Genomic DNA, 12,713 nt, shown 5'->3' with positions numbered 1-12,713 from the left:
GGGGTATCCATGTCTTAAATACAGCCGTACCCATCCTACATGCTTCGCATTCTAGAAGGGAAACGCGTCGAGGTTTCGGTTCAAAAAAAGATCCTTCTCTCTTTTTAATTAGAAAAGGGAAAAGAGAGAAGGACGTTTATTATACAAATAGACCCATAATGTGGCGGAGACCGCGGCGCTTCGGTTTTTGTTTGCCTTTTTCTTCTGTGCTGGCTTGTTGGCTTTTATTCATCTTTTCTTCTAAATGGTCAATTCGCTGCTCGAGTGCGCGAAGATAGGAGGCCAGTTCTTCGAGTTCTTGGCGATGCTGGAGAAGCTGGACGGAAACGACTTCATCGGCTTTTTGATCGAGCTTGTGTTCGATCTGTTGGAGGCGGGAGGTAAACTGTTCAAGCTGCGGTTCAACATACGTTTGAAACAACGCGTCGGCGGAGAACGTATCTTGTGGTTTCTCTTTTTGTTCGCGGCGGGTATATGGTTCTACTGTGGCGCTTTGCTCAAATTTAATCTGTTCGAGCAAGGCGATGGCTTCGGCATCGAAGACGTAATGGCCGAATTCATTTTTGCGGCATGGGACGTTATATTTTTTTGCCCAGCGCTGAATCGTTTTTGGCGATACGCCAAGACGTTCCGCGACACTGCTTGTTTTTAATTCCATTTTCACGATTCCTCCTTATTTCGTTCTATTTTATATCATTTTCCATCTAAGAGAGAAATTCCTTTCTCCTTGACAAAACTAGTGTCGATTTGGCAAAGAAAGTGGTTATGCGGAAGAATCCGCCAGTGGTCGGCAAAAGATGTTGAAAAAAATATGCATGCCGGCATAGGATTTATTTAGGCGATTTGGTAGAATAGTAGATAAAGAATCGCGAACTAGCGAGGTGATGGCGGTATGTCAGTATGGGGATGGGAAGCGCTCCGTGGCATTGGGCGTCTATGGATGCAGCCATTGTTTTACTACGGGATCGCGCTGGCGCTTGTTGTCGGATGGCGTCGAGTAAGGCGGGAAAGAAGCCATTTTCATATTCGCGTCTATGACATGTTTCAGGAAAGCAAATTTTTTTGGCGAAACGGCCTCACCGCCGGAGCAGTTTTGTCATTGGTAGCGGTGATGGTCGGCATGGTGGTTCCGCGCGACACGATTTTGCTCATTGCGCTTGTGACGATCGCAATCGGCTTCACGATGCAAATGCGGTTGCTTTCCCCAGCGTATACGATCGGGCTTGCCTTTTTTATCATCAGCCTATTTGGCCATCGGCCCGCCCTGCAGCGATTTTTTCCGGGACTTAGCGGGACGAATATGACGGTGCTCGCTATTTTGCTTGCGTTATTGTTGTTTGTAGAGGCATGGCTCATTTTACGCAACGGCGCGGCGGAAACCTCGCCACAGCTGGCGACAAGCAAGCGCGGGTTAACGGTCGGCGAACATTGGTCCCAGCGGCTTTGGCTTGTTCCGGTGCTGCTTCCGGTAACCGGGGATCTTCCATCTCCGCTTTCCTGGTGGCCGTTGTTTCCGGCAGGAGATGGTGCTTATTCGTTGATGCTTGTTCCGTTTTTGCTTGGATTTTCCCAGCGTATGCAAGGGATGCTGCCGAATGTGTCGGTGCGCCTGGCCGGGCAGAGAGTGCTGCTTTTGGCAGCCGTTGTTAGTGTGTTGGCCATCGTTAGCTACTGGTATGTGCCGCTGGCGGTTGTAGCCGTTGCGCTGGCCTTCTTTGGCAGGGAATGGCTGGCGTTTTTCCAGCATCGCCAAGACCGCTCGCAGCCTCCTTATTTTGCGAAACGGGAACAAGGGCTGGTCATTTTAGGCGTTCTTCCACATTCGAAGGCTGAAAAAATGGCGCTGCAAATCGGTGACGTGATTGTGAAAGCAAACGGAATACCGGTAAAAACAGAAGCCGAGTTTTACGAAGCGTTGCAACGGAACCGTGCGTTTTGTAAATTAGAAGTAGTCGATGAAGAAGGAGAAGTTCGTTTCGTCCAAGGAGCGCTATATGAGGATGAACATCATGAACTTGGCTTGCTGTTTGTGAAAGAGCGAGAAAATTGGGCATCGGAAGCCGTCTAAATAAGGGGTTTTTCATATGTGGTTTATTTTGGCGTTAATCGTACCATGTTTGCTCGTCCTATTATTTACCCGTGTGACGTACAACCATTATGTTGGAACATTATTGACCGTCGCGTTGCTCGTTGCTTCCTATTTTAAAGGATATACGGATGAGCTGCATGAGATTTTAGCCGATATCGTTTCGACGACAGTTGGCTTTTTATACGCGGAGAAAATGGTAAAGCGGTTAAAGAAATAAGCAAGAGGAGATGGCGAATGGCGGAAAGTGCTGTTCGCCATTTTCCGTTGGAAACGACTTTCTCTTTTGGAACGAATATAAGTTCGCATTTTTTATGCATCTTTCTTAACAATGTGCTACAATGAAAAATAAGATGAAAAAAACAGGAGGGCCAATCGGTGAAAGACCGTTTTGAATTAGTATCGGCGTATCAGCCGCAAGGAGATCAGCCGAAGGCGATTGCCAAATTAGTCGAGGGAATTCGCAACGGCGTCAAACATCAAACACTGTTAGGTGCAACGGGAACGGGAAAGACGTTTACGATTTCGAACGTAATTAAAGAGGTAAACAAACCGACGCTTGTCATTGCCCATAATAAAACGCTGGCAGGGCAATTGTACAGCGAGTTAAAAGAGTTTTTCCCAAACAACGCTGTAGAATATTTTGTCAGCTATTATGACTATTATCAGCCGGAAGCGTATGTGCCGCAGACGGATACGTATATTGAAAAAGACGCGAAGATTAATGATGAAATTGATAAATTGCGGCACTCGGCCACATCGGCGCTGTTTGAACGACGCGACGTCATTATTGTCGCTAGTGTGTCGTGCATTTACGGCTTAGGTTCGCCGGAAGAATACCGTGAGCTCGTCGTATCGCTGCGCGTCGGAATGGAAATCGAACGGAATGCTTTGCTGCGCCGCTTAGTTGACATCCAATATGAACGAAACGACATTGACTTTCAGCGCGGAACGTTCCGTGTCCGCGGCGATGTCGTCGAGATTTTTCCAGCTTCACGGGACGAGCATTGCATCCGTGTCGAGTTTTTTGGCGATGAAATTGACCGCATTCGCGAGGTGGATGCCTTGACAGGCGAAGTGATCGCTGAGAGAGAGCATGTCGCGATTTTTCCGGCATCCCACTTCGTCACGCGGGAAGAAAAAATGCGCATTGCCATTGAAAACATTGAAAAAGAATTGGAAGAACGGCTGCGCGAATTGAGAGAGCAGGGAAAATTGCTGGAAGCGCAGCGGCTCGAGCAGCGGACGCGCTATGATTTAGAAATGATGCGGGAAATGGGCTTTTGCTCAGGAATTGAAAACTACTCCCGCCATTTGGCGCTCCGTCCGCCAGGTTCGACGCCGTATACGCTGCTCGATTACTTTCCGGATGATTTTTTGATTATCGTGGATGAGTCGCATGTGACCTTGCCGCAAATCCGCGGCATGTACAACGGGGACCGGGCGCGCAAGCAAGTGCTTGTCGATCACGGCTTTCGTCTGCCGTCTGCGCTCGATAACCGCCCGTTAACGTTTGAGGAGTTTGAACAAAAAATCAATCAAATTATTTATGTTTCCGCCACTCCTGGCCCATATGAGCTCGAACATAGCCCGGAAGTCGTCGAACAAATTATTCGCCCGACCGGGCTGTTGGATCCGACGATTGACGTCCGCCCGATTGAAGGGCAAATCGACGATTTAATTGGGGAAATTCAGGAACGTATCAAACGGAATGAACGCACGCTCGTGACAACGCTGACCAAAAAAATGGCCGAAGATTTAACGGATTACTTGAAAGAAGTCGGCATTAAAGTGGCGTATTTGCATTCGGAAATTAAAACGCTGGAGCGCATTGAAATCATTCGCGATTTGCGGCTCGGCAAATATGATGTGCTCGTTGGGATTAACTTGTTAAGGGAAGGATTGGATATTCCGGAAGTATCGCTTGTCGCCATTTTGGACGCAGATAAAGAAGGGTTTTTGCGCTCCGAACGTTCGCTGATCCAAACGATTGGCCGCGCAGCAAGAAACGCGAATGGCCATGTCATTATGTACGCGGATACGATTACGAAATCGATGGAAATTGCGATTAATGAAACAAAACGGCGCCGCGCGATTCAAGAGGCGTATAACCGTGAGCACGGCATCGTGCCGCAGACGGTGAAGAAAGAAATTCGCGATGTCATCCGCGCGACGTACGCCGCGGAAGAAAAAGAAACATACGACGCGAAACCGTCTTACGGCAAGATGACAAAGAAAGAACGGGAAAAGCTGATTGCCGATTTGGAAAAAGAAATGAAAGAGGCAGCCAAAGCGTTGGATTTCGAACGGGCTGCAGAGCTGCGCGACATTATTTTCGAGTTAAAAGCGGAAGGATGATTATCAGTCTATGGCAACCGATAAAATCATCGTCAAAGGAGCAAGAGCTCATAATTTAAAAAATATTGACGTCGAAATCCCCCGTGACAAGCTCGTCGTTTTGACGGGGCTTTCCGGCTCAGGAAAATCGTCGCTTGCTTTTGATACGATTTACGCGGAAGGCCAGCGGCGCTACGTCGAATCGCTGTCGGCGTACGCACGGCAATTTTTGGGGCAAATGGATAAGCCGGATGTGGATGCGATTGAAGGGCTATCGCCGGCGATTTCGATCGACCAGAAAACGACAAGCCGCAACCCGCGTTCGACCGTCGGAACGGTGACGGAAATTTACGATTATTTGCGTCTTTTGTTTGCCCGCATTGGCCGTCCGGTTTGTCCGGAACACGGCATTGAAATTACGTCGCAAACGATCGAGCAGATGGTCGACCGCCTTCTTGCCTATCCAGAGCGGACGAAAATGCAAATTCTCGCTCCGATCGTGTCCGGACGGAAAGGGACGCACGCCAAAACGCTTGAAGATATTCGCAAACAAGGATATGTACGCGTGCGCATTGATGGAGAAATGCGGGAGCTCACCGAAAACATTGAACTGGAAAAAAACAAAAAGCATTCGATTGAAGTGGTAGTGGACCGCATCGTGATGAAAGAAGGCATCGCTTCGCGGCTGGCCGATTCGTTGGAGACGGCGCTGAAGCTGGCTGATGGAAAGGTGCTGATTGATGTCATTGGGCAGGAGGAACTGCTATTTAGCGAAAAACATGCCTGCCCGTACTGTGGTTTTTCGATTGGCGAACTCGAGCCGCGCCTGTTTTCGTTTAACAGTCCGTACGGCGCCTGCCCGGACTGCGACGGGCTTGGCGCGAAGCTCGAAGTGGATTCGGATTTAGTCATCCCAAATGATGAACTGACGTTGCGCGAACATGCGATTGCGCCGTGGGAGCCGCAAAGCTCGCAATATTATCCGCAGCTGTTGGAAGCGGTGTGCAATCATTATGGCATTGACATGGATGTGCCGGTGAAAGATTTGCCGAAAGAGCAGCTCGATAAAATTTTGTACGGAAGCGGCGGTGAGAAAATTTACTTTCGCTATCAGAACGATTTCGGGCAAGTCCGCGAGCAATATATCGCTTTTGAAGGGGTTATTCCGAATGTGGAGCGCCGCTACCGTGAAACAAGCTCTGATTACATCCGCGAACAAATGGAAAAATATATGGCACAGCAGCCATGCCCGACTTGTAAAGGAAACCGCTTGAAAAAAGAAAGCCTTGCCGTTCTTGTCGGCGGCAAACATATCGGCGAAGTAACGGCGTTGTCAGTCACGGAGGCGCTCGAGTTCTTCGATCATTTGACGCTGAGCGAAAAAGAACAGAAAATCGCCCATCTCATTTTGCGCGAAATACGTGAACGGCTCGGCTTTTTAAAAAATGTCGGCCTCGATTACTTGACGCTGAATCGTTCCGCCGGGACGCTTTCCGGCGGGGAGGCGCAGCGCATTCGTCTGGCGACGCAGATCGGCTCGCGGCTAACAGGGGTGCTGTACGTTTTGGACGAGCCGTCGATCGGCCTGCATCAGCGCGACAACGACCGCCTGATCGCGACGCTCAAAAGCATGCGTGATCTCGGCAATACGCTGATCGTCGTCGAGCATGACGAAGATACGATGCTGGCTGCCGATTATTTAATTGATATCGGACCGGGTGCCGGTATTCACGGTGGGGAAGTTGTCGCCGCCGGGACGCCGCAAGAGGTGATGGACAATCCGAATTCGCTGACCGGACAATATTTGTCAGGGAAAAAGTTTATTCCGGTTCCGGCCGAACGGCGCAAGCCGGATGGACGATGGCTAGAGATTGTCGGCGCGAAAGAAAATAATTTGAAAAACGTGTCGGTGAAAATTCCGCTCGGCACGTTTGTCGCGGTCACCGGTGTATCCGGTTCGGGAAAAAGCACGCTCGTCAACGAAATTTTATATAAGGCGCTGGCGCAAAAACTGCAACGCGCCAAAGCAAAACCGGGCGAACATAAAGCGATCAAAGGACTGGAGCATTTAGAAAAAGTGATCGACATCGACCAGTCGCCGATCGGACGGACGCCGCGCTCGAACCCGGCGACCTATACCGGCGTGTTTGACGATATTCGCGAAGTGTTTGCCGCCACGAACGAAGCAAAAGTGCGCGGATACAAAAAAGGCCGGTTCAGCTTTAACGTGAAAGGCGGACGATGTGAAGCGTGCCATGGTGACGGGATTATTAAAATTGAAATGCACTTTTTGCCGGATGTGTACGTTCCGTGTGAAGTATGCCATGGCAAGCGGTACAACCGCGAAACGCTTGAAGTGACGTACAAAGGAAAAAATATTGCCGAAGTGCTGGAGATGACGGTGGAAGATGCGCTGGAGTTTTTCGAAAATATCCCGAAAATTAAACGGAAACTGCAGACGCTCTATGATGTCGGGCTCGGGTATATGAAGCTCGGGCAGCCGGCAACGACATTATCCGGCGGGGAAGCGCAGCGCGTTAAATTGGCGGCGGAGCTGCATCGCCGCTCGAACGGGCGAACGCTTTATATTTTGGACGAGCCGACGACCGGCCTTCACGTCGACGACATTGCCCGTTTATTGAAAGTATTGCAGCGCTTAGTCGATAACGGAGATACCGTTCTTGTCATTGAGCACAATCTCGATGTCATTAAAACAGCGGACTACATTATCGATCTTGGCCCAGAAGGCGGCGAACATGGCGGACAAATTGTGGCAACGGGGACGCCGGAAGAGGTGGCGGAAGCAGAAAACTCCTACACCGGCCGCTATTTAAAACCGATATTGGAACGCGACCGCGAGCGCATGCGGACACTGTATGAAACGGCAGGGGCATAAGCCTTTGCCGTTTTTTTTTTTCGACCGTATGTCCGGCGAAACTTTTCTGCATTGCCGCCGTATATAAATCATATAGAACAAAAGGAGGAATTTGTTGGTGAATTCCAATAAAGTGCTTGCGTCCTTATGCTACTTCAGCATTTTCTTTGCCGGGTTCATCTTTCCGATTGTTGTTTACTTTGTCACCGATCACCCGGAAGTGAAACACCATGCAAAAAAAGCGCTGCTTTCCCACTTGATTCCAGCCGCGACCATTTTGTTGTTTATCGTTACCGCTATTTTTACTGGATGGACAGGGGGAGGCAGCGACGTGTCAGTTTTGGTCGGCAGCGGCCTAGTATGGCTTGGTTTTATTGCAGCGGGGATCGTCAACTTGGTTGTGGTCATTTGGAATATTATTAAAGGCATCCAAGTGCTAAAATAAGGAATGGAAGGGGAGCTTTCCATGGAAGAGAAAAAGCGCATACTCAACATGGTCAAAGAAGGAAAGCTGACGGTGGAAGAAGCGTTGCTGCTGCTGGAGCAGTTAGATCAAAAAAAGAACGATAACGGCTTTTCCACATCGTCCTATACGTCCGGACCGTATGCGGACGCTAAGCATCATTCGATCAAAATGGCCTCTCTTAAAGAAAAACTCGTGGACTTTTTCGATATGGCCGTCAAAAAGGTAAAAGAATTTGATTTCCAATTTGCCAATGCGTTTGAAGTAAAGCATATTTTTCAACAAAGCGACGCCAAGCTACGGGAAATAGATGTATATATTGCCAATGGAAATATAAAGATGATACCATGGGACCAAGCAGAGGTCCGCGTTGAATGTGAAGCGAAAGTGTATCGTTCGGAATCGGCAGATGCAGCGCGCCGCGCTTTTATCGAAGAAGCGGTCTTTCTTGTGCGGGATGGGTGTTTACGCTTTTCCGTTTCCAAGCCGTTTATGAAGACGGATGTTATCATTTATATCCCGAAAACATCGATTCAAGACGCAAAATTTCGCTTGCTTAATGGCAATATAAATATAGAAGACGTTCACACCGATAAGCTGCACATTAAAAACGTGAATGGGAGTATGATGCTGTACCGCCTTGCCGGCAAGGAGGCGGAGTTGGAAACGGCCAATGGGGCGATCGTCCTTGAACGCAACACGTTCGAGGAAGTGGAAGCGGAAACGATTCATGGAGAAATTAAGCTCGATGGCCATTATCGTTATGCGCGGCTGCGGACGTTTAGCGGCGCAATTGCGTACGCGATGGAAAGGGAAGATGGAGTCGTGACGGGAAAAACGGTAACGGGAGACATTACGTTGCTGCTGCCGCGCGATATATGCTTGGAAGGAGAAATGAGAACGAACCTGGGCGGATTGGTGTGCCGCCATCCGAACGCATTTTTAGTGGAAGAAAAGCAAGAAACCGCGCAAAAAGCGATTCGTTTTCAATGTCAAAATAGTGCAAAGCCGCCATTTCATATTTATGCGGAATCCAAAGCAGGATCCGTTTCCCTGTATGCGGCTGGAGGCGGCGATCAGTAGCGGGAAGCGATGATAAAAAAAGATGGTGATAACATGCTTAATTGGTTAATTGGTGTATTTGTGAATACGGTGCTGTTAATAGCCATTGACGGATATTTTGATTCGATTCATTTTAGCGGCGTCGGTGCCGCTTTTATCGCCAGCATGATTTTAGCAATTTTAAATGCGGTAGTGCGTCCGATTTTAATTTTATTCACGCTGCCAGTGACGATTTTAACGATGGGATTATTTTTGTTCGTGATTAATGCCATTACGTTGAAGATGACCGCGGCGCTGATGGGCAGTGCATTTGAAATCAACGGGTTTGGCACCGCGCTGCTGGCTTCGATCGTGCTTTCCTTTTTCCATTTGCTTATTCAAAAAGCGATTATTGAGCCGTTGCGGCAAAAATAAATTAGGGGCGGAACAAAAAGAGGTTTCTGCCTCTTTTTGTTTGCGGCGATGTTTTCGTTCAATGCAAGCAAGAAAAGTGCTAAAATGGAAAAAGACAAAGAAAGGGGAGAATGCCGACATGCCGAAAGTGCGTACAAAAGACATTATCGAAAAATTTCAGTTAGAGTTAGTCAGCGGTGCGGAAGGCATTTACCGCCCGATTACGACAAGCGACTTGTCCCGCCCTGGCATTGAAATGGCAGGCTATTTTGCTTATTATCCGGCTGAACGCATTCAGTTATTAGGCAAAACAGAGCTGTCGTTTTATGAAACACTAAGTCTTGAAGAGAAAAAAGTAAGAATGGAGCGGCTTTGTACGGATATTACGCCGGGAATTATCATATCGCGCGGGCTGGAAGTTCCGCCGGAGCTGATTGAAGCTTCCGAGCGGCAGTCGGTGCCGGTGATGCGTTCAACAATGAAAACGACTCGTCTTTCCAGCCGGTTGACGAATTATCTGGAGAGCAAACTCGCCCCGACAACGGCGGTGCACGGCGTGTTGGTCGACGTTTACGGCGTCGGGGTATTAATTACTGGAAAAAGCGGGGTCGGCAAAAGTGAAACGGCTCTCGAACTAGTCAAGCGCGGCCATCGTCTTGTCGCGGACGACTGTGTCGAAATCCGCCAGGAAGATGAAGATACGTTAGTTGGCAGCGCGCCGGAATTAATTGAGCATTTGCTGGAGATTCGCGGGTTAGGCATTATTAACATGATGACATTATTTGGCGCCGGTGCGGTACGGACGCATAAACGCATTTCGCTAGTGATTGATCTAGAACTTTGGGATCCGAATAAACAATATGACCGTCTTGGCCTCGAAGAAGAAAAAGTAAAAATTTTGGATACGGAATTGCCGAAATTGACAATACCGGTTCGCCCGGGAAGAAACCTTGCCGTCATTGTCGAGGTCGCTGCGATGAATTTCCGTTTGAAGCGGATGGGAGTCAACGCCGCAGAAGAGTTTTCTGCGCGCTTGACCGATGCGATTGAAGATGGGGAACACGATTACGAATAATAGTTAGGAGGAGAATCGATGGATTCGACGATTCAGCCGTTAGACCGCGTTTTTTTACATCTCGGTCCGATTACGATTTATTGGTATGGAGTTATTATCGGAACAGGGGTATTGATCGGATTATGGCTAGCGACAAGAGAAGGGGTTCGGCGCGGGCTTGCGAAAGAAACGTTTGTTGACCTTGTCTTGTTCGCCGTGCCCATCGCGATTCTGTGCGCGCGCACCTATTACGTGATTTTTGAGTGGAATTATTATTCGAAACATATATCGGAAATTCCGAAAATTTGGGAAGGCGGCCTTGCCATTCACGGCGGATTGATCGGCGCGGTTGCTACCAGCATCGTGTTTGCGAAAAAAAGAGGTCTTTCCTTTTGGAAACTGGCGGATATCGCGGCGCCAAGCATTATTTTAGGGCAGGCGATCGGGCGCTGGGGCAATTTTATGAACCAAGAGGCGCATGGCGGTCCGGTAACGCGGCAGTTTCTTGAAAACTTGCATTTGCCGGATTTTATTATTAACCAAATGTATATTAACGGCCAATATTACCATCCGACGTTTTTATATGAGTCGCTGTGGGATTTTACTGGCTTTTTGTTGCTGCTGTGGCTGCGGCGCGTCAATTTGCGGCGCGGAGAATTGTTTCTCAGCTATTTGATTTGGTATTCGATCGGCCGGTTTTTTATCGAAGGAATGCGTACCGATAGTTTGATGTTGACAAGCCACCTTCGCATTGCGCAAGTCGTTTCGGTTGTGCTCATTGTCCTTTCGGTATGTTTATGGGCATTTCGCAGAATGACAGGATTAGCGAAGGAGCGGTATAACGATTAGCAAAGGAGAGGAAGAGATGGTTGGCATATTGCGGCGCGGGTTTTTCGTTGGCTTACAAACGGCGTGGACGCTTGGAAAAGTGATTTTTCCGATTACGTTGATCGTATCGGTTTTGCAGCACACACCGGTATTGCAATGGCTTATCCAGCTTGTTGCGCCGTTGATGAAATGGATTGGCTTGCCGGGGGATGCGGCGATTCCGCTTGTGCTCGGCAATTTATTGAACTTGTACGCTGGAATTGGCGCCATACTGACACTGCACTTAACGGTAAAAGAAGTGTTGATTTTGGCGGTCATGCTTTCTTTTTCTCATAACTTGCTCATCGAGTCGACCGTCGCGTCGCGAACCGGCATGAGTATTGTGCTAATGGTTATTGTTCGCATCGGGCTGGCGCTTTTGTCCGCTTTATTGATCCATCATCTTTGGCATGGGGGGAGCGAAACGGCGCAATACGGTTTTGTATCGAATTTGCCGGAGCAGCTGACAAGCTGGGGAGCGATCTTGTTTGCCGCCGTGAAAAAAGCGTGCCTTGGCATTGTGCAATTGGCGCTGATCGTTATTCCGCTGATGATGGCCATTCAAATATTGAAAGAGCGAAAGTGGATTCATGCGTTTTCTAAATGGCTGGCCCCGGTGACAAAAGCGCTCGGCATGAAGGAAAACACTTCATTGACATTGGCGGCCGGGCTTGTGTTCGGGCTCGCGTATGGCGCAGGCGTGATGATCCAGGCGGTGAGAGAAGACGGGGTATCGAAGCATGACCTTACGCTGGCCTTTATCTTTCTCGTCTCTTGCCATGCGGTCGTGGAAGACACACTTGTGTTTGTTCCACTTGGCATCCCGGTTTGGTCGCTGTTATGCATTCGCCTTGCTACCGCGATTGTGCTGACAATGTTTGTCGGTTTCATTTGGAATCGTGTCATAGAAATAAAAAGAAAGGAAGCCGCATAATGACAATTCGCACCATTTTATTTGATCTCGATGGAACATTAGTTGATACGAATGAACTGATTATTCAGTCGTTTTTGCATACGCTAGAAAAATATTATCCAGGCCAATATAAACGCGAGGACGTCTTGCCGTTTATTGGTCCTCCACTGTATGAAACGTTTCACGCGTTGGATCCGTCGCGCGCCCAAGAAATGGTTGATACATATCGCGCATTCAATCTTGCAAACCATGACGCGCTCATTCGCGAATTTGAATCGGTGTATGAAACGATCAAAACACTGCACCAGCACGGGTTCCGCCTTGGGGTCGTAACGACGAAAATCCATCAAACGGCGGTGATGGGACTGAAAAAAACACGCCTTGCGCCGTTTTTTGATTGCGTCATCGGTCTTGATGATGTCAAACATGCAAAACCGGACCCGGAGCCGATTTATAAAGCGCTGGACTTGCTGCAATCAACGCCGGATGAAGCGTTAATGGTCGGCGATAATTATCACGATATTTTGGCAGGAAAAAACGCTGGCACAAAAACAGCGGGAGTAGCGTGGACGATTAAAGGCCGGGAGTATTTGGAACAATATGAACCGGATTTTATGCTGGAAAAAATGAGCGATTTATTGACGATTGTAGGAGTGGAATAAC

General features: G+C 48.6%; 12 protein-coding genes. 11 read left to right on the top strand and 1 reads right to left on the bottom strand.

Annotated elements, in window-relative coordinates; all coding sequences use genetic code 11:
* Positions 1-139: 139 nt before the first annotated feature.
* The gene (locus BDD39_RS15195) at positions 140-658 is read right to left on the bottom strand and encodes a MerR family transcriptional regulator (protein WP_166911970.1); all 519 of its coding nucleotides are present in this window, start codon (positions 656-658) and stop codon (positions 140-142) included.
* A 234-nt stretch (positions 659-892) separates the two neighbouring features.
* On the opposite strand from BDD39_RS15195, the gene BDD39_RS15190 reads away from it, so the two are divergent.
* The 11 genes from BDD39_RS15190 (at position 893) to ppaX (ending at position 12,712) form a co-directional block, all read left to right on the top strand.
* On the top strand, positions 893-2,068 hold the full coding sequence (locus tag BDD39_RS15190; protein WP_166911968.1) for a PDZ domain-containing protein: 1,176 nt from the start codon (positions 893-895) through the stop codon (positions 2,066-2,068).
* A 16-nt stretch (positions 2,069-2,084) separates the two neighbouring features.
* Positions 2,085-2,306 (top strand): CsbA family protein, encoded by a 222-nt coding sequence (locus BDD39_RS15185; protein ID WP_166911965.1) that lies wholly within the window; start codon positions 2,085-2,087, stop codon positions 2,304-2,306.
* Positions 2,307-2,464: 158 nt separating this feature from the next.
* Positions 2,465-4,444, top strand: coding sequence for an excinuclease ABC subunit UvrB (gene uvrB, locus BDD39_RS15180; protein WP_166911963.1), 1,980 nt, complete (start codon positions 2,465-2,467; stop codon positions 4,442-4,444).
* 10 nt (positions 4,445-4,454) lie between these two features.
* Entirely contained in the window at positions 4,455-7,319 is a 2,865-nt protein-coding gene (gene uvrA / locus BDD39_RS15175) for an excinuclease ABC subunit UvrA (protein ID WP_166911961.1), read from the top strand.
* Between the two features lie 97 nt (positions 7,320-7,416).
* On the top strand, positions 7,417-7,743 hold the full coding sequence (locus BDD39_RS15170; protein WP_166911959.1) for a magnetosome magnetite crystal formation protein family: 327 nt from the start codon (positions 7,417-7,419) through the stop codon (positions 7,741-7,743).
* Positions 7,744-7,764: 21 nt separating this feature from the next.
* Complete coding sequence (locus BDD39_RS15165) at positions 7,765-8,844, top strand: DUF4097 family beta strand repeat-containing protein (protein WP_166911956.1); 1,080 nt, start codon at positions 7,765-7,767, stop codon at positions 8,842-8,844.
* 33 nt (positions 8,845-8,877) lie between these two features.
* Positions 8,878-9,237, top strand: a complete 360-nt coding sequence (locus BDD39_RS15160) for a phage holin family protein (protein ID WP_166911954.1) — start codon at positions 8,878-8,880, stop codon at positions 9,235-9,237.
* Between the two features lie 118 nt (positions 9,238-9,355).
* The gene (gene hprK / locus BDD39_RS15155; RefSeq protein WP_166911952.1) at positions 9,356-10,291 is read left to right on the top strand and encodes an HPr(Ser) kinase/phosphatase; all 936 of its coding nucleotides are present in this window, start codon (positions 9,356-9,358) and stop codon (positions 10,289-10,291) included.
* 18 nt (positions 10,292-10,309) lie between these two features.
* Positions 10,310-11,119: a prolipoprotein diacylglyceryl transferase gene (gene lgt / locus BDD39_RS15150; protein ID WP_166911950.1), complete on the top strand. Its 810-nt coding sequence runs from the start codon at positions 10,310-10,312 to the stop codon at positions 11,117-11,119.
* A gap of 16 nt (positions 11,120-11,135) precedes the next feature.
* Entirely contained in the window at positions 11,136-12,071 is a 936-nt protein-coding gene (locus BDD39_RS15145; protein ID WP_166911948.1) for a nucleoside recognition domain-containing protein, read from the top strand.
* Positions 12,071-12,712, top strand: a complete 642-nt coding sequence (gene ppaX, locus BDD39_RS15140; protein ID WP_166911945.1) for a pyrophosphatase PpaX — start codon at positions 12,071-12,073, stop codon at positions 12,710-12,712. The genes BDD39_RS15145 and ppaX overlap by 1 nt, the downstream gene beginning before the upstream one ends.
* Position 12,713: the final 1 nt, after the last annotated feature.

Source organism: Saccharococcus thermophilus, assembly GCF_011761475.1.
In the GTDB taxonomy this organism is placed as follows: Bacteria; Bacillota; Bacilli; order Bacillales; family Anoxybacillaceae; genus Saccharococcus; species Saccharococcus thermophilus.
This window is presented reverse-complemented; position numbering and strand designations above follow the sequence as displayed.